This window comes from Geobacillus zalihae (assembly GCF_030414215.1).
Taxonomy (GTDB): Bacteria; Bacillota; Bacilli; order Bacillales; family Anoxybacillaceae; genus Geobacillus; species Geobacillus zalihae.
In genome coordinates this window covers 477,393-494,225 of sequence record NZ_CP129217.1, presented here as the reverse complement: position 1 = coordinate 494,225, position 16,833 = coordinate 477,393, and the positions used below count along the sequence as shown (strand labels likewise).

The 16,833-nt window shown below is 54.7% G+C and carries 15 protein-coding genes and 1 pseudogene; 8 read left to right on the top strand and 8 right to left on the bottom strand.

Annotated elements, in window-relative coordinates:
• Positions 1-26: 26 nt before the first annotated feature.
• Complete coding sequence (locus tag QWV57_RS02480; RefSeq protein ID WP_011229958.1) at positions 27-188, top strand: YpzG family protein; 162 nt, start codon at positions 27-29, stop codon at positions 186-188.
• 75 nt (positions 189-263) lie between these two features.
• Here the strand turns inward: QWV57_RS02480 and QWV57_RS02475 are convergent, their stop codons facing one another.
• Together QWV57_RS02475 and recX are read right to left on the bottom strand one after the other, a co-directional pair.
• Positions 264-605, bottom strand: a complete 342-nt coding sequence (locus tag QWV57_RS02475) for a YfhH family protein (RefSeq protein WP_011229957.1) — start codon at positions 603-605, stop codon at positions 264-266.
• Between the two features lie 169 nt (positions 606-774).
• Complete coding sequence (gene recX / locus QWV57_RS02470) at positions 775-1,584, bottom strand: recombination regulator RecX (protein WP_301100349.1); 810 nt, start codon at positions 1,582-1,584, stop codon at positions 775-777.
• A gap of 93 nt (positions 1,585-1,677) precedes the next feature.
• Between recX and QWV57_RS02465 the strand changes: the two genes are divergently transcribed.
• The 5 genes and pseudogenes from QWV57_RS02465 to QWV57_RS02445 all read left to right on the top strand — a co-directional run bounded on the left by QWV57_RS02465 (position 1,678) and on the right by QWV57_RS02445 (position 5,248).
• Positions 1,678-2,595 carry a TIGR01777 family oxidoreductase gene (locus QWV57_RS02465; protein WP_015373965.1) on the top strand — a complete coding sequence of 306 codons (918 nt, stop codon included), beginning with the start codon at positions 1,678-1,680 and terminating at the stop codon, positions 2,593-2,595.
• A 244-nt stretch (positions 2,596-2,839) separates the two neighbouring features.
• A complete protein-coding gene (locus tag QWV57_RS02460; protein WP_301100347.1) occupies positions 2,840-3,394 on the top strand; it encodes a GNAT family N-acetyltransferase in 555 nt (184 codons plus the stop codon).
• 166 nt (positions 3,395-3,560) lie between these two features.
• Positions 3,561-4,615, top strand: a pseudogene (locus QWV57_RS02455) (RNA-guided endonuclease TnpB family protein).
• Positions 4,616-4,844: 229 nt separating this feature from the next.
• A complete protein-coding gene (locus QWV57_RS02450; RefSeq protein WP_013146323.1) occupies positions 4,845-4,973 on the top strand; it encodes a YfhE family protein in 129 nt (42 codons plus the stop codon).
• A gap of 89 nt (positions 4,974-5,062) precedes the next feature.
• Positions 5,063-5,248, top strand: a complete 186-nt coding sequence (locus QWV57_RS02445; protein ID WP_011229952.1) for a YfhD family protein — start codon at positions 5,063-5,065, stop codon at positions 5,246-5,248.
• 109 nt (positions 5,249-5,357) lie between these two features.
• On the opposite strand, the gene QWV57_RS02440 is transcribed toward QWV57_RS02445, so the two are convergent.
• A complete protein-coding gene (locus QWV57_RS02440; protein ID WP_301100343.1) occupies positions 5,358-6,188 on the bottom strand; it encodes a glycosyltransferase family 8 protein in 831 nt (276 codons plus the stop codon).
• Positions 6,189-6,680: 492 nt separating this feature from the next.
• On the opposite strand from QWV57_RS02440, the gene QWV57_RS02435 reads away from it, so the two are divergent.
• Positions 6,681-7,865: a CaiB/BaiF CoA transferase family protein gene (locus QWV57_RS02435; RefSeq protein WP_301100341.1), complete on the top strand. Its 1,185-nt coding sequence runs from the start codon at positions 6,681-6,683 to the stop codon at positions 7,863-7,865.
• Between the two features lie 107 nt (positions 7,866-7,972).
• Positions 7,973-9,172 (top strand): acyl-CoA dehydrogenase family protein, encoded by a 1,200-nt coding sequence (locus tag QWV57_RS02430; RefSeq protein WP_013146327.1) that lies wholly within the window; start codon positions 7,973-7,975, stop codon positions 9,170-9,172.
• An 84-nt stretch (positions 9,173-9,256) separates the two neighbouring features.
• On the opposite strand, the gene QWV57_RS02425 is transcribed toward QWV57_RS02430, so the two are convergent.
• The 5 genes from QWV57_RS02425 to QWV57_RS02405 form a co-directional block, all read right to left on the bottom strand.
• A complete protein-coding gene (locus QWV57_RS02425; RefSeq protein ID WP_011229948.1) occupies positions 9,257-9,574 on the bottom strand; it encodes a DUF3870 domain-containing protein in 318 nt (105 codons plus the stop codon).
• A 151-nt stretch (positions 9,575-9,725) separates the two neighbouring features.
• Positions 9,726-12,338, bottom strand: coding sequence for a DUF2309 domain-containing protein (locus QWV57_RS02420; RefSeq protein ID WP_301100336.1), 2,613 nt, complete (start codon positions 12,336-12,338; stop codon positions 9,726-9,728).
• Positions 12,331-13,833: an NADH dehydrogenase subunit 5 gene (locus QWV57_RS02415; protein ID WP_301100334.1), complete on the bottom strand. Its 1,503-nt coding sequence runs from the start codon at positions 13,831-13,833 to the stop codon at positions 12,331-12,333. The genes QWV57_RS02420 and QWV57_RS02415 overlap by 8 nt, the downstream gene beginning before the upstream one ends.
• A gap of 450 nt (positions 13,834-14,283) precedes the next feature.
• Positions 14,284-14,652: a Na-translocating system protein MpsC family protein gene (locus QWV57_RS02410; protein ID WP_011229945.1), complete on the bottom strand. Its 369-nt coding sequence runs from the start codon at positions 14,650-14,652 to the stop codon at positions 14,284-14,286.
• 431 nt (positions 14,653-15,083) lie between these two features.
• Positions 15,084-16,790 carry an ABC-ATPase domain-containing protein gene (locus tag QWV57_RS02405; RefSeq protein ID WP_301100331.1) on the bottom strand — a complete coding sequence of 569 codons (1,707 nt, stop codon included), beginning with the start codon at positions 16,788-16,790 and terminating at the stop codon, positions 15,084-15,086.
• Between the last annotated feature and the right edge of the window lie 43 nt (positions 16,791-16,833).

The following is a 16,833-nucleotide window of genomic DNA, read 5'->3' as shown; positions in this document are numbered from 1 at the left end:
CACATTCCGCAGCGAGGTGAACAATCATGGGTCACCATCGGCACAAAAAATTTTATGACAACTTTTATTCGAACCCGTTTCAGCAGCCGTGGGCCAATCCAAAACACGCCCACTCGCAAGTGAACGGCGAAACGCAGCAAACGCTTGACCTCATCATTTTAGAGCGGCAGACGCGCAAGCAGTCGTAGCGGAACAACCTAGGGAGACACCCTCCCTAGGTTTTTAGGCTCTCTTTCCGTCCGATTGTGAACTTGTCCCGCCCGTCATGATTGAGGCAAATTCGGTTTACGAAGCAGTGAAATCGGCAACGCCTCCTCCTCTCCGTTTCCTTTCAATCGCCATCCCCAGGCAAACACTCCTTTTAAATAGCGCACTTTAAAATACTCTCCGGGCGCCCCTTCAATTTCATAAATCTCCCCAGGATGAAAATCAGCTGGATTAAGCATATACGCCTTCGCCATGGCGATTTTCCGCTCGTAGACGGCGTATTCGTTCACCATCCCCATCTGCTCCGCCTTGCGTGCCTTTTCCGTCAACATGGCGATTTCTTGTTGCAGTTCTTCTTTCGTCATTTCGCTGTACCGTTTTTGTTCTCCTTTGATCATAGACAAGCCTCCTTTTTGAGCATTCCGGATGGATCGTTTTCATCCACATGGAACTCGGCACAAGGCTCAGAACATCTCTTGATTTATGGAACTGGAACGATTTTGTGATCAACATTCAACGACAAAACTGATAATATCCCCTAATTTTTTTAAATCCTTTCATTCGAGATCACTCGTCATTACCGTGCATGCGCAGCCATTCATTGATCAAGTCAAGTGCGAATCCTTTTCGGTACAGGGCTTGGCGCATCTTTTGCTCATAAAGCGGCCGCGGGTGGTGCGCATAACGGCGGTGCGCTTTCTCCGCCTGAACACGGAGCGCCTCCCGTTCTTCTTGTTCAGTATGAGCGCCGCCATCCGCCAAAACGGCGGCAATCACCTCATGCGGAAACCCTTTGCGCATCAGCTGCTGCCGCACCCGTTCCAAAAACGCGCGAGCCGATTCAGCCCGGCGCTGTTTTTTCGCTTTTTCGTAAAGCGAGCGGGCGATGGCCACCTGTTCATCCAACGTATACTCCGCCAAACTCTGCTCGATCAAGCAGCCCAAAACACCGAGCCGTTCCAGTTCAGCGCGGATGAGAAGCGGCCCTTTCGCCGCCGTCTTTTTTTGCGTGCGCACATAAGCCGCCGCAAACGCCTCGTCATCGACATACCGCTCGGCGCGAAGTTTTTTGAGCACTTCATCAATCACCGAATCCGGAGCGCCTTTTTTTCGCAAGTGTGCGGCGACCTCATGCTCCGAACGCATCCGGTGTGCCAAAAAGTAAAGCGCCTGTTGATACGCCTTTTTCACCTCATCGGCATACACAATATGTTGAAGCAGGTCGTCGCTGATCTCCATCCCTTTTTTCAAGCGGAATTGAAGCAATACATCTTGATCAACTGTCAATCTCAACGACGGTGCGCCGTCACGGTGCACGACAATCCAAAATCGTTCAGCATTTTGTTCGGTTGCGACAATGTCGGCAATCGTTCCCATTGTTTGTCCCCCTTATCTTTTATCGTATCATAAGCAGGAACTTCTGACACCAAAAGCGAAGTCATAATATAAACCAATGGAAGGGGAATCAAGATGCGCATCGCCATCAACGGCGGCACTGGGCTGATCGGCCAGGCGCTCGCCCGCCATTTTTCCAAGCAAGGACATGAGATCTACATTTTCACCCGCTCTCCCAAACCTTCCGAAGGCAGCATTCATTACCTTTCCTTCGACAACCACCGAAAGCCTGAAGTTGTCGATGTCGCCATTAATTTAGCCGGGGAGCCGCTCAATCGAAAACGTTGGACGGCGAAGCAAAAAGAGATCATCCTTGACAGCCGCCTTCGATCCACCGAAGCGATGGGCCGCTACATCGATTCACTGTCCCGCCCCCCGTCGTTGTTTATCAACGCCAGCGCCATCGGCATTTACGGCACTTCGGACTCCGCAACATTTACCGAGCAAACGACCGATTACGGCGGCGACTTTCTAGCCCAGACCGTCCAAGCATGGGAAGCATCGGCCCGTCCGATTGAGCAGCTTGGCATCCGCACCGTCTACGCTCGCTTTGGCGTCGTGTTTGCCCGACATGGCGGCGCCTTGCCGATGATGATCAAGCCGTACCGGCTGTTTGTCGGCGGTCCAATCGGCAGCGGACGGCAATGGCTATCGTGGATTCATCTTGAAGACGTCGTGCGCGCGGCCTCGTATATCATCGAACACGAGGAATTGTCCGGCCCGATCAATTTCACCGCACCCTATCCAGTGCAAATGGATGAGTTCGGCCGCATGCTCTCCCGCCTTCTTGGCCGTCCGCATTGGCTTCCGATTCCCGCTTGGGCGCTTCGTCTTCTCCTTGGCGAAATGAGCATGCTTGTGACCGAAGGGCAGCGCGTCATTCCAGAGAAGCTATTGCAAGCCGGCTTCCGCTTTTCGTTTCCAACGTTGGAAGGCTGTCTCACCGATTTGCTTTTGCCCCATGACCGACAAAAAATATCCAAAAAAAATTAACAAAAAAACAATTCCCTTTTCGCCTCCGATCGTGTATGATAAAGGAGACCTTAGGCTAGTTGTCGTCATAATCGCATACGGACAGGAACAAGGGGAAGGCAAATGGTGCGTCACCAGCGCTCGCGCTGGTCCTAGTGGGTTCGATTCCCACCCCGAAATTTTTTTAATGAAGTTTTAATAAAAAAATTTCGAGGGTGGGTTCCCGCTGGGAGGCTGCCCTCGGCATCCAAAGGAGGGATTGGCCATGTTGAAAAAACACGAGCTGCAAGATTGCCATGCGCTGTACGAGCTGATGGTGCATCCGGACGTCTTCCCTTTCGTGCGCCAAAAAGCCAGCTCGTACGAAGAGTTTTTATTCATGACAAAACAGCTCATGGAGGCGGAAGAACGTGGCGAATTGATTTCGCGCACGATTTTAGACGAATGGGGAAACCCGATCGGCACAATCAGCCTCTTTGATATCCAAGATGGCGCCGGCTTTTTAGGCACGTGGCTCGGCAAGCCGTATCACGGGCTCGGTTACAATCGGCGCGCCAAAGAAGCGTTTTTCCATGAGCTGTTTTATGAGCTGTCGATCGAAACCGTGTTTTTGCGCATTCGCAAAGTCAACGTCCGCTCGATCAAAGCGGCGGAAAAACTGCCGTACGTCACGCCGGCCAATGAAACGCGGCGGGCGTTGCTCGAGCAAATCGGCGCGGATGTATACAATTTGTACGAAATTACAAAAGACAACTACACGCTCTATACAATGCGCCATCCTTCCTTTGCCCACAATGAAGAACAGCGCAAAGAGGCATAAGCCGCGGGAGAGCGCATCTGATGCAAAAAGAGGCTGTCCAAACGGACATCCTCTTTTTTACAGATTCGCGAACGAGAAAGCCCACGCTCTTTAGGCGTGGGATGAAAGTGAGCCGTTTTCTTCATATGGAAATGGCATCCTGTCATTGCTGCAAGGAGGTGAATCCATGCCCACGATCACCCTCAGGCTGGAACTGCACAAGCCGACGAAAGCCAAACAAGACATGTATGAACGGATGACAGAAGTGAATACCGCGTTTGCGAATTGGCTGTTGAATCATCCCGAGCTGAATCAAGCGACGAGCAAACATTTAAAGAGTTTTCGTCGCAGCGGTTTCCTTCCGCCGTCGTGAATCAGACGATTCGAGAAGTGAAGGCCCAAAAGAAAAAACAAAAGGCAAAGAAGTTCCGAACATTCTGGTGTTGCTTTAACAATCAAAACGTAAAGGTGGAAAAGAAAGGAGCGTTCTACACGGTTTCCTTCCCCACACTGGAGAAGCGAATTGGCGTGCCAGTGGTTGCGCGCCCCTACCAAGAAGCGTGGCTGAATCGGCTGCTCGATGGAACCGCCAAACAAGGGGCCGCCAAGCTCTACAAAAAGAGAAAGAAATGGTGCTTGGCGATCGCGATCACCTTTGACGTGAAGCCGCGGCACGAAACAAAGGTGATGGGCGTTGACCTTGGGCTTCGCTATATCGCCGTGGCCAGCGTGGGAACGAAATCGTGGTTTTTCAAAGGGAACCAATGCGCCTTTGTGCGCCGACGCTATGCGGCTTTGCGGCGAACGTTGGGCAAAGCCAAGAAGCTCCAGATGATTCGCAAAATCGGCCGCAAAGAGTCACGCTGGATGAAGGATCAAAATCACAAAATCAGCCGTCAAATCGTGAATGTTGCGCTCGCCAACGGTGTTGGCGTGATTCGGATGGAAGAGTTGACAGGCATTCGGAAACGGGCAACATCGGCTAAAGAAGCAGGACGAAGCCTTCATTCTTGGGCATTTCACCAACTACAAACGATGATTGCCTATAAAGCCGAAATGGCAGGCATTCGGGTGGAGTGGGTGAATCCAACTTATACGAGCCAAACGTGTAAATGTGGACATCGAGAGAAAGCGAACCGAAACGGCATCTGCTTCCGATGCCAAAGGTGTGGATACACTCTCCACGCCGACTTGAATGGCGCCATCAACATCGCCAAAGCGATTTCGGGCTTCGCCTCCTAACCTAGCGACTGGTCACAGGTGCGCCGCCCATCGGGGTACATCCTAACCCGATGGGACGGGGTGATGACACACCCCTAAACTTGGGCGTTGTCCGAACCAGAAATGGAGGAGGACGCGAACGACCCAAGAATCCCACGGCTTTAGCCGTGTGGAGTGTCAAGCATAAAAACGGCTGGTTTTGCGCAAAATGGAACTAAAGGAATATTGATGCAAAGCGAGGGAACAAGCGATGGCGGAAAAACGAAAACGCGAAAAAGCGAAGCATACGCTGACAAGCGCCCAAGAAGTAAGCTATGCCCGCGATTTTAAAATGGCGGACCAAGCGGGCGGCTATACGGCCAAAAAGGCGCGCCACTAGAAACGATTGCTATTTATACGCTGGCGCCGTCCATGCCATCCTAATGATTGAATCGTACGATTCACACTTCTCTATAGGGGGCATGGATGATGGGCCGTTCTCGCGGACAACGAACACGCGACAAAAACAAGGCGACTTTGCCGCAAGTGCCGAAACAGCTGAAATCTGACGGCATCGATGTGGAATACTCGGCAGAATTTGCCGACCATGAAGATCTTGAAGCACAGGCACGCGCTGCGGCAGCCGGCATCCGCCGGCAAGAGCGCAAACAGTAATCGAACATGGCGCCCGCTTTGATGGGGCGCCTTTTTCCTGTGAACCGCTTCCGCTTCGCTTTGCTTGGAGTGAGAGACTTTCTTTGTTCAACGCGTCTCTCAAGCCGCGCTACACCGTCGCCTCGCCCTCGAGCTCCAACACTTGGCTGTACCGTTTGTAAAACCGCCCCAGCTCCCCTTTGTAATGGTCTTTCCACGGTTTTTCCTTGCCGCAATAATGGATAAAAACGGTGTTTTCCTCAATCCAAGCTAAATCGTGTTTCGGGTTGGGCAAAAGCTGCAAAAAGTCATAATAGCGTGCGTCGTAGTTGTAGCGGTAGCAGTCGACCGGTTTAATTTTGTCCCAGTACAACCCGTTTAAGACGTCTTGGTCAGGAAGAACAAGCTTGAACCGGTTGTCGCGAATGAACTGGTAAATGTCCGCAAGCCGAACGTGTTCGCGCATCATCGCAATGTTCATCATCATCACACCCGTGTTGAAATACCCTTTCGCGTTCGGCGTTTTTAACCGCAACTTGTTGAACAAGTTTGCCACCTTCGTCGAATGGGTATGCTCAGCCGCAATGAACAAGTTCCCTTCAAAATCCATGTCATACAGCTCATCCATCGGGTTGATCGCCACAATATCCGGATCAAGGTACAAGACACGGTCGACATCTGGCGGCAAAAACAAATGCGCCGCCAGACGGTAATACATCTCCACCGTATAGTGGCGGAAAACAGGCGCATCATGAAACAGTTGCGGATCAACGTAAATCGGCACCAGCTCATGCCCCTGCCGGCGAACAAACTCGCCAAGCGCCTGAATCTCTTCCTCGGCAATGCGCGAGTAAAGCAAGTAAAACGTAAACGGGCGCCGGTTGTTGCAAAACAGCGAATGCATCAAGACTCTCAGCGGCGGAAGATAATTGGCGTCTGTCGTGACTAACACTTGAAACATGCACCATCACTTCCTTTTTTGCGTCATCGATTCCCCTTTCTCTACAATTATATAGAAATTTAGGTGAATGTTGCGCCCTTTTCATGCCAAATTGTCCGACCGGGCGACGATTTCTTGTCATTCCTTTACATTGAAAAGGGCCTATGCCAGCAACGCGGCAATGTGCCTTACTCCCCTCGCCAGCCGGCTTTCGCTGGCGAATTTCTTGTTCGACTATTTACAATTATCAAACAAATCACTATAATAAACGTATAAGCCGTCTCCTGCCAGCTTGGCCGCTTGTGCAGACCGGACGGCCCCTGCCATCTGTCCGATAGCCCCGTTGCCTGACAGGCAGCGTTGGCAGCTTTTATGCATCGACCACAAAAAGAACTGTGCGGCCTGACGGCATCTCCGCGCCGGAATGCCTTCTCAGTCCGTTCAAGCCGGTTCCTATCTTGCACGCTGTATAGGAACCGGCTTTTTGCATGTAAACAGAAAGGAGGGAAATCGATGCCAGGAGCGCTCGATGGCGTGCGCGTACTCGACTTATCGCGCGTGTTGGCTGGTCCGTATGCGACGATGATTTTAGGCGATTTAGGCGCTGATGTCATCAAAGTCGAAGCGCCCGGGGGGTCGGATGACACCCGGTTTTGGGGGCCGCCGTTCCAAAACGGCATGAGTGCTTACTATACCGCCGTCAATCGAAACAAACGAAGCATCACCGTCAATTTAAAATCGGCAGAAGGACAAGAGACGATTCGCCGCCTCGCCGAAACAGCTGATGTCCTCATTCACAATTTTAAGACCGGAACGATGGAACAGTGGGAACTTGGCTATGAATCGTTGTCACGCCTCAACCCACGTCTCATCTACTGCTCCATCACCGGGTTTGGCGAAACCGGTCCGCTCGCTTCGCTTCCCGGCTACGACTACATCATTCAGGCGATGAGCGGCTGGATGAGCATCAACGGCACTGCGGACACCGGCCCGCTCAAAGTGGGAGTGGCCGTCACCGACGTGTTTACAGGGTTGTATGCGGCCATCGCCGTCGAAGCGGCGCTTTTGGCTCGTGAAAAAACGGGGCGCGGACAAAAAATTGATTTATCGCTCTTTGACTGCGCTGTCAGTGCATTGGTGAATGTGGCGGCGAACTACTTAATGTCAGGTGACATTCCGCAGCCGCTTGGCAATGAACACCCGAACATCGTTCCGTATTCAACGTACGAGGCAAGCGACGGTCCGATCGTCATCGCCGTCGGCAATGACCGACAATTTCAAGCGCTTTGCTCGTTGTTGTCCGATCACTCGCTTGGAACCGATCCGCGCTTTCAAACCAATCCCGGCCGAGTCGCCCATCGCGAAGAGCTGAACCGGCGGCTGAACGAGGAAATCAAGCGGCGGACGCGGGCCGAGTGGCAGCGCCTTCTCGCCGAAAAAGGCATTCCATGCGGACCGGTGCAGACGCTCGATGAACTGTTCCGCCATCCGCAAACGGCGGCGCGCGAGATGACAGTCACGGTGCACCATCCAATCGTCGGTCCGTTAACGCTTGTCGCCAGCCCACTGAAACTGTCTGACACGGCGGTGTCTTATCGGCTACCGCCCCCGCTGGCCGGCGAGCATAACGGCGAGGTCGAAGCTGGATGGCAAGGCAAACCGGCCGCTGAAAACGGTCCGTACGACAAAAACCAATGAATAAACCGTTGTTCTCCTCGACCGCTTCAGCGCCCGCTGAAACAAGGGAAACGAACGTTGACACGAAAACCATGAAAAACAAACAGTTGCATAGGGGGATGGAAACGATGATGAACTTCGACTTTACACCCGAACAAGAAATGCTGCGGCAAACGGTGCGCAAATTCGTCGATAAAGAAATTATGCCTTATATCAAAGAATGGGATGAGCGCGGCGAATTTGACCGCAACATTTTCAAGCGGCTCGCTGAGCTCAATTTAATGGGCGTCTGCATTCCCGAAACATATGGCGGCATGGGCATGGATTACAACTCGCTTGCCATCGTCTGCGAAGAGCTCGAACGCGGCGATACGGCGTTTCGCACCGCCGTATCGGTTCACACCGGGCTGAACAGTTTGACGCTCCTTCAGTGGGGAACTGAAGAACAAAAGCAAAAATATCTCGTCCCACAAGCGCGCGGGGAAAAAATCGGCGCATTCGGCCTGACCGAACCGAATGCCGGCTCAGACGTCGCTTCCATCCAGACGACAGCCGTCCGCGACGGAGATGACTACATTTTAAACGGACAAAAAACATGGATTTCCCTCGCTGACATCGCTGACCATTTTCTCGTATTCGCCTATACGGACAAATCGAAAAAGCACCGCGGCATTTCCGCCTTTATCGTCGAACGGACGATGCCCGGCTTTTCGTCGCGCCCGATTAAAGGGAAACTTGGCATCCGCTCTGGCAATACGGGCGAGCTGTTTTTTGACAACGTCCGCGTCCCGAAAGAAAACTTGCTCGGGGAAGAAGGCGAAGGATTCAAAATCGCCATGTCAGCGCTTGACAACGGCCGCTTCACCGTCGCCGCCGGCGCGGTCGGCCTCATTATGGCATGTCTTGAGGCGAGCGTTAAATACTGCCACGAACGAAAAACATTCGGCAAAGAAATCGGCCGCCATCAGCTCGTCCAGCAAATGATCGCCCGTATGGAAGCTGGTTTGCAAATCAGCCGCCTGCTCGTTTACAAAGTCGGCTTTCTCAAAAACGAAGGCCGGCGTTGCACGAGAGAAACATCGCTCGCCAAATGGATCGCCTGCGACTACGCGAACCAGGCGGCCGACGATGCCGTGCAAATCCATGGCGCCTACGGCTATTCGAACGAATACCCGGTCGAGCGCTACTTGCGCAACTCGAAAGCGCCGGTCATTTACGAAGGAACACGGGAAATTCATACGATCATGCAGGCCGAATATGTGCTCGGTTACCGCCAAGACAAACCGTTGCGCAAAACGCTGCCGGCATGGCGGCCGGCTGAAAACTGAATCACCAACGAAATCATGGGCGGCCAAACCGCTGACCCGCACCAAAACGCCGCTGCCCCCCATCAACCGATGAGGGGCAGCGGCTTATGGCTCTTTCTCCTCCATTTTGCAATATTGTTTGTACAAATCTTTTAGCGCCGCGCACAGAGCAGAATGGGCTTTCCCTAAATACCCTTCGTCAAGCTCGGCGAGCAGACCGTCGATGCCATCGCGCAGCGAATGGCCGCGAAGCAGGCGGGCCACGTAATCGCGCCCATGTTCAGTAGCCAATGTGCATGATGCCTCCACGATCACCCCGTATTTTTTATCAATTTCCGCTGTGATCGTCAGCGTATCGTAAAGGCTTTTCGCCGCCATTCCGGCCGGCAGCCGCGCATGGCCGGCGATAAACTGCGTTTTCATCCGCTTTCCCTCTTTCCTCGTCTTTCTTGTTGCTGTTATACCAACTATTATCTTGTTTCGCGGCGTGCATCCATTTTCCCTGCCTCGTTTGGCGGTCAACGAAAAAAAGCCGCCGGCCAGACAAACCCGGCAAGCGGCATATCGTTGCTTTTTAGCGCTGCTGCACCGACGCAAGACGGCCTGCCTCCCAGTTCACCCACGCCCCGCTGTCTGGGTCAATCGAGGCGAGACGGAGCCAACCGTTTTGCACTTTGCGACGAAACTCTTCATTTCTGTCGAGCAGCTGCTCGATATAATAGGACGGCGCTTCGATGATGACAAGCAACCGAAGCGGAGCATGAAACAGTTCGCGATCGGACGCGGCGACCGACTGCCATGGCAAGCCGGCTAACAAGTCGCTTCCGTTCCCTTGCATGACGCCGATGCCGCCGGTCACCGTCTGGGTCGTTTTATCGCCGCTCCCGTAGTAGTGCGGTGCGACTGTTGAAGCGTAATATTGCAAGTTAATCCATTGTCCGACGGTCGCCGGCCCAGCGATGATGCCGGCCAGCGCCTCACCGGTCGGATCTTCGCGCCAATCGTAGCTGTGCAAAAACACCCGGCCGTCTAAATGAACGCCCTTTGTCAACGCCCGCCGCCCAATCAGGAAAGCGGCGTTCCCCGCCAATCCCCACTCCGGACGAATTTCACTCCAGTCGACGGCGCGCCGTTGCGCCTCCGCCACCGGATCGCGCGGCATGGCGCCGACATGCGGCAGCTTCGCCATCCGCTCAGCATTGGCTTGGCGGCTGACGTCGGCAAGCGCTTGTTTCAGCTGTCGAAACGCCGCCTCAGCCGCTTCGGATAACGGCGGCACTTCCACCCAACGCAACTCGTCAACGGTCGTGATATGTTCAGCGGCGACGAACACGGTCTCATCCGGGATGATGATTCCCTCTTTCGCCAATCCATCCCGCACGTGCGGTAAGTTGGCCAACGCGGCGAATACGCGGGCGTTGAACGCCCCAGCCGCGCCGCCGCACGCCCCGCAATCGAGCGCGGACGCATACGGGTTATTTGTCGTCTCGCTCTCATGGCCGCAGACGACGACAAGCGGGGCAAATGAAGACGTCAGGCCGATGTTCACGAGAAGCTGTTTTACGTATTGCACTTGCTCTTCTTTTGTCAACCCGATCGGCAGCCCAGTCGTTTCGTCATGCCCTTGGCAATCAAGCGACAGCGTCGTCTTCGGTTTTTGTTGCGCCGACATTTCCGCCTGATGAATGGCTTGCCCGGCCCAAGCCGGCGCCGCGCTGCGGGCGATCGTATGCAAACCGAGCCACGGGCCGCTCATTTCCGGAAGCAGCAAACCAGCCAGCAGATGCTGCTTGATTTTTTTAAACGTCCGCCCGACAAAGCGGAACAGATCGCGCCGCCGGCGGTACGGCGCCGCCATCTCGGGAGAAGCGGTTTCGTTGATTTCATGCCGCGGCGCCACAATCGCCGGGCAAGATGGATGGGCGTCATCTCCGTCAAGCACGCGCGTTTGGATCGGCAAGCCGAAAAAGCCAGCGCAGCCGTACGTTTCAAACGGGCCGACCGCCTCTACATGACGGCGGAACGGCTCGGAGCGCACATCAATGCAAAACAATAGCTGCGCTGCCGCCTGCTCTTTTGGCTCCTCAGGTTGACGGGTGAGAACCGCTTCTTTCAACTTCGCTTCATACGTATCTTCCCACGCCTCAAGCCAAAGATGGCGGCGGCCAATCCGCCAGAACCGATCGGCGAACACCAGACGAGCTTGGCGGTCTTCGAGCGACAGGCGCCGCCAGTCGTCCAGCGTCATGCCGCCCCAGTGGATCCAGGCGGCCAACAGCGGCCCAACCGCACGATCGTCCTCGTTTTCTTCCTCCTTCAGCGGCAGATGGGGCGCTGTGAACACCCACTCCAGCGACAAACGAACGGCCAAGTAGTTGATCAGCCCGCCGATTTCGTCACCTGCACGGCGCGATTGCCAGACCATCATCCCCGCCCAGCCGGGCAGAGCTAATAAATGCGCTTCTAAATAGGCCACTGCTTCCTCATCCTGCACCCCGAGCTGCTCAAGCGCCCGTTGCAGCGCCTCCTCTGGATGGTGAGGCCAATCGAAAAGCCGTTTCCGCTCCTCCTTGGACAAGGACGGATCAAGAGGCGCCAAGCGACGCCAAGACCCGTAAAAGCCGTGTTCACGGTGCGGCAGCGCCCACGCCGCCTCTCCCCGATCGTAAAACAGCTTGCACCATTTGATCATTTGTTGATTCAACCGCTTTTCCAAACCAAGGCGCACAGACCGCGTGCGGATGGAAACAGAACGCAGCGGCATAGCGGCGGCCAACTCGATCAGTTTCGGCATCTGAAGCGCTTCTTCGGGCACCGCATCGTTCCAAAGGAGGGCGCGGCATAGCCGTTCCGCTTCATGGCGCGGCGCAGGAAGCGGCTCGTCATCCAACCATCGTTGCAGACGCCGCTCGATGAAGGAAACGTCAATCTCCCCTTTGGATAGCGCCGCATGAAAAACGGCCATTGGCGGATACAAGTCGATGCCGTAAGCTTCTTGCAGCCGGTCAGCCGCGTCGACAAACGACTTGTCTTCCATCCCCATCCACGGATGGCGGGCGATAAACGCAGAAATCGGCCAAAGCGGAGCGATCACCTTCGCCGCTTCGCTGACGATCGCCTCGAGCGGACAAGCGGCTGCTTTTTTTGCCTCCGTTGACCGTTCAAGTGATATGACGCTTCTACTCATGAGCCATCCCCTCCTTTAGATAGGACGCCAAATAACGCGGGTGTGCTTCGGTCGCCGCCGGACGCGGTTCACCAAGATGAACAAACCACATGTACAGGCGAATGGCAAGCATGGAACTGCGCCGGTTCGCGATCCATACAGCAACCAGCGCCGCGGCAACAAACAGAGCGCAGACCAGCCATTCGAACGAAGCGGGCGGCAAAAAAGCGGACGACATCCCGTTATGAAGCAGCGCCATAAATTGATGGCGCACCGTTTCGGACACCAACGCCAAAGCAACGACAACCGCAAAGCCCAGCCAACGGCCTTCGCGAAAATCCGTAAGCCGTCCCCAGGCAACCGTTGCCGAGGCCGCAAGCAAAAGCGCGCTCAACAGCCGGGCCGGTTCGTGCGGAGCCGCCTGCCAAAACGCCCACCCAAGCAGCACGCCGAGGATGATGCCGCCCGGCCACGAACTGCCTGTTTTTCGCAATCCTGCCCGACCGACTCGCGGCACGACGGACCCGGACTGCAAAAAGAGCGTCGCTTTAAACAACCCGTGCAGCACTAAATGCACTACTGCGGCCCCGTAAGCGCCCAGGGCGCATTGCACAAGCATGACACCCATTTGCGCCATCGTCGAACCGACAAGCTGGCGCTTATAGTCGACGTGAACTAAGCTGATGCCCGTGCCAATCAAAATCGAGGCAAAAGCGATCAGAAACAGCGCCACATGCGCCCATGTTTCGTGAAAAAGCGGAGAAAAGCGCCAAAGCAAGAGCCCCCCAGCGTTGACAAGACCGGCATGCATCACCGCTGACACCGGCGTCGGCGTCACGGCTGATTCCATCAGCCAGCGATGAAACGGCCATTGCCCAGCTGGAATGACGGCAGCCAACATGAGCAATCCGCTCATCACCGCCCTTTCCCATAGAGCGAGACGAGCTAAACGTTCCGCCGACAACGCCGAGACGAGCGTCCATTCACCGACTCTCGCCCCAAGCCAAACAGCGGTGAGGGCCACAGCAATCCAACTTGCCAAAAACAGCATGCCCATCTGCCGGGCAACGAACTGAGCCGGCTCCCATTCTTTTTTCAACGCGGTCAACGCCACAAGCCCCACAAGCGGCAGCCCCCAGCACACTGCGATCAACCGCAAGTCGCCGGCCGCCCACGTGAGCGAAGCGGCAAACGACGTCCATGTCAAGAGCGAGAAATACAGCCGATAGCGGCGGTCGCCGTGCAAATAGCGAACCGCAAACCGTTGAATCGCCCAGCTGAGAAGCGAAATATAAACGGCGGACAGCCAGCTCGTCGCATCAAACCGCCACGGGCCGATGTCGACCGCGCCGGCGCCGATCCATCCGAATAGCGCCGCCGCCCCCGGCAACAGCAACAGCCAAACGTGCACATGCACATATCGTTCCGACACGCGCGGAAACAGCCACACGATCGCGCTTAGGAAAACGACCGCAATCGCCGCCAGCCATCCCCATGCGAACCATTCGTTCCCCATTGCCATCTCCTCCCCTCATCTGCTTGCACATCGTTCGAGAGAAAAAAGAAAAAACCGGCTATGTCAATCAGGCAAAACGGCCGAAAAAGGCCGTTCCATTGCCTATCGATTGCCCATAGCCGGTTTACCTTCAACCAATCATCGCTCGATTGTTTGAAGATCTCCCGTTCGTTGTCGCGCGGCAGGCGATGGTCGGTTTCCCTTCAACGAACCTAAGCCCACGTAGGTTTTTTGAAGGGCTCCCGACAGCATCGTCCACTATTTTATTCTATATAAGTTGCAATAAAGATTTTCCGATTGTTCGATTCTGTTTTCCTTCATAACAAGTCATTTTGATAGAATGCAGCGGGCGCTCTACTGGATGTAAAACAAAGTTTCAACTTATATATACTTACTATACAAAAGTTGTTTCAATTATACAATAACTTTGTTGATTTGTCATGGAAAAATTTATTTTGTCAACTGTTTCTCCAAATCGTTGAACAGCTTAAAGACAATAATCCGCTCACCCGTTCGGGTGCTTAAATCGGTATGAAAGCTTTTTACTTTTTCACCCGTGATTTCCAAAATCATCTTCTTCAAATCATCGACGCCCGATTCCACCAAACTCGTCCGCGACCGTTTCACCGCCAGCATCCCTTCCTTCGATTCACAAAGAGCGTACTCAGCAGGCGTCAGGATGCCGTGCAAAGAAACAATGATCATATCGCGCAAAATATCGGTTTTCACTGACACCGAGCCGCGGCCGAGAAAATCTTTTTCCCATTTCGTCAACGCTTTGCTGATTTCCGATTCCATCCAACCTTTTGACTTGTTCATGCCCTGATCCCCCTAACCAACCCGCGGCTTCTCGCCGCCATCCGCCACGTTGCACTGATAAACATTATTATAGCCGTAATTGGTGGATAGCGCTAGAGCAAAATGGGCAAGGCGCCGATAGAAAGCGGATTCATTCGCGTTTTGCCAGAGGCATGAGGCATCGTCTATTGGAACAAGAACAGCGGCCTCGCACCGGCCGCGCCTAGGTCAATACCGGCACGCGGCCGCCCCTGTTGAAACAAGAGCATCCGTTGTTCCGTTGGCCAGCAGGGAAAACAAACGCCCTTGCCGCACATCCTGTGACCCTATTTTTTGTTGCAACTGGGAAAAACAAAAACCAAGCCATTCCTCCTCCCCAATAACCCCGTCATCCAACCTGCACGGAAACGTCGCCAAGAACAAGCAAACCGGCTTTCTCCTTTCCAAGCTGGCTACTGCTTTATACACCGGAGCGACCGCAGCCGGTTCAGCGCCGCCGCCAGCTCGAAGCGGCGCGGGCGAGCAAGTTCACCCGGATTCCCTTTTCGGAACGAAACGGAGCCTAGCCCTTGACGGTCCCATTGTTCTTCGATCGCATCGAGTAGTTGGCGGATGGTTTTCTTCCCGTCGAGCCATCCTTTTCGTTCCATATACAGCAGCGCCGCGGCAATCGCCCGCGTTTGGCTGTCATCGACCAGCTGCTCAAGCGCATAAAGCAATAGATCGGTTTGCCCGTACTGAATAACGTGCCGTCCGCGCGCGACGGCTTTTGCTTTTTTTCCTTTTTGGCTGTTCAAACTTTCGGGCAGCGGAATGCGCTCGTGAATGCGGCCGAACGACTCTCCGCCTTCCGCTTTCCGTCCCGACGGCATCTCTGCAGCGATCCGCTTCGCCTCCCCGGTCACATCAAACGGGACGTACTGCTCCATTTTGATCACGCAATCCGCGATGTCCAAGTAATCCCCCAACCCGCCGACGACAAGAACCGTCGAAATGCCGTAATCGCGAAATAGTTGACGCGCCTTGTCGATATACGGCGTGATAGGTTCGGCTTCTTTCGCCACGAGCGCCTGCATGCGCGCATCGCGGATGAGCAAATTCGTCGCGCTCGTATCTTCGTCAATCAAAAACGCCGATGCCCCGGCTTCAATCATTTCAATCATGCTCGCGGCCTGTGAGGTGCTGCCGCTCGCGTTTTCCGTCGAAAACTGCGTTGTCTCTTTGCCGTACGGCAACGCGCCAATGAGCGGCGAAATGTCAACACTGGCGACGCTCCGGCCGTCTTCGGCGCGAATTTTCACCGCCCCGCTGTCGGTGATGACAAACTCCCGCCCGTCGCCGGCGATATGGTCATACACGCCGTGCTCTAACGCCTGAAGCAGCGTCGATTTGCCGTGATACCCGCCGCCGACAATAAGCGTAATGCCTTTTCGGATGCCCATGCCTTTGATCGGTTCAGCGCGATGCGGAACGGGGATCGCGATCTCCAGCTCCGGCGGGCTTTGAAACGGCACCGCTCCACGTTGCAGCGGCTTGTCGCTCACTCCGCTCTCCCGCGGCAAAATCGCGCCGTTTTTGACAAACGCCACCAAACCATGCTCGCGCAAATAACGGCGAATGGCGTGCTGCTGATCGGCCAGCTCCACCGCCGGGCGGATGTCTTCTTCCCGAAGGCCGTACACCGCTCGCTCAATGACGGATGGAATTTGCTCGAAAAAGATGGCCTCGGCTTCTTTCGCCAAAATGCGCCGTCCATTCGCCGGCAAACCGACCGATAAACAAACCGTAATCGTCTCGTCAGCCACTTGCACCGCCGTCCGCTCGAGCACTTTTTGCCCCGGCGCATCAATCAAGACGAGTCCACTTTTTCCCGACCCGCGCGCCCGCAGCGGCCATTGCCGCAATGCATGATGGATACGGCGCGCTAGCACATCTTCACACCGGACGCGCCGCGGTTTCGTATTCGTCCACTCCGCTGCCAGCGCTGTTTTCGCCCGCGGCACGATCACCCGCACCTTGGACGGCTCAGCGAACGGATCGCCTTGCACGTGGTCAATCGCGAGCGTAAACAGTGGAAACGAATACGTCCCTTCGATCGTTTTATACGCTTTATATCCCTTTTGATCAATGGATCGCAGCCGTTGTCTGAGCGTTTCCATGAAACCAGCTCCTTTTCCTCTTCATTCGTTGCCTCAACATACC

Bases quoted from the DNA above. Each gene is read 5' to 3' on its own strand.
- QWV57_RS02480 (WP_011229958.1), top strand. From the start codon at position 27: ATGGGTCACCATCGGCACAAAAAATTTTATGACAACTTTTATTCGAAC.
- QWV57_RS02475 (WP_011229957.1), bottom strand. From the start codon at position 605: ATGATCAAAGGAGAACAAAAACGGTACAGCGAAATGACGAAAGAAGAA.
- recX (WP_301100349.1), bottom strand. From the start codon at position 1,584: ATGGGAACGATTGCCGACATTGTCGCAACCGAACAAAATGCTGAACGA.
- QWV57_RS02465 (WP_015373965.1), top strand. From the start codon at position 1,678: ATGCGCATCGCCATCAACGGCGGCACTGGGCTGATCGGCCAGGCGCTC.
- QWV57_RS02460 (WP_301100347.1), top strand. From the start codon at position 2,840: ATGTTGAAAAAACACGAGCTGCAAGATTGCCATGCGCTGTACGAGCTG.
- QWV57_RS02450 (WP_013146323.1), top strand. From the start codon at position 4,845: ATGGCGGAAAAACGAAAACGCGAAAAAGCGAAGCATACGCTGACAAGC.
- QWV57_RS02445 (WP_011229952.1), top strand. From the start codon at position 5,063: ATGGGCCGTTCTCGCGGACAACGAACACGCGACAAAAACAAGGCGACT.
- QWV57_RS02440 (WP_301100343.1), bottom strand. From the start codon at position 6,188: ATGTTTCAAGTGTTAGTCACGACAGACGCCAATTATCTTCCGCCGCTG.
- QWV57_RS02435 (WP_301100341.1), top strand. From the start codon at position 6,681: ATGCCAGGAGCGCTCGATGGCGTGCGCGTACTCGACTTATCGCGCGTG.
- QWV57_RS02430 (WP_013146327.1), top strand. From the start codon at position 7,973: ATGATGAACTTCGACTTTACACCCGAACAAGAAATGCTGCGGCAAACG.
- QWV57_RS02425 (WP_011229948.1), bottom strand. From the start codon at position 9,574: ATGAAAACGCAGTTTATCGCCGGCCATGCGCGGCTGCCGGCCGGAATG.
- QWV57_RS02420 (WP_301100336.1), bottom strand. From the start codon at position 12,338: ATGAGTAGAAGCGTCATATCACTTGAACGGTCAACGGAGGCAAAAAAA.
- QWV57_RS02415 (WP_301100334.1), bottom strand. From the start codon at position 13,833: ATGGGGAACGAATGGTTCGCATGGGGATGGCTGGCGGCGATTGCGGTC.
- QWV57_RS02410 (WP_011229945.1), bottom strand. From the start codon at position 14,652: ATGAACAAGTCAAAAGGTTGGATGGAATCGGAAATCAGCAAAGCGTTG.
- QWV57_RS02405 (WP_301100331.1), bottom strand. From the start codon at position 16,790: ATGGAAACGCTCAGACAACGGCTGCGATCCATTGATCAAAAGGGATAT.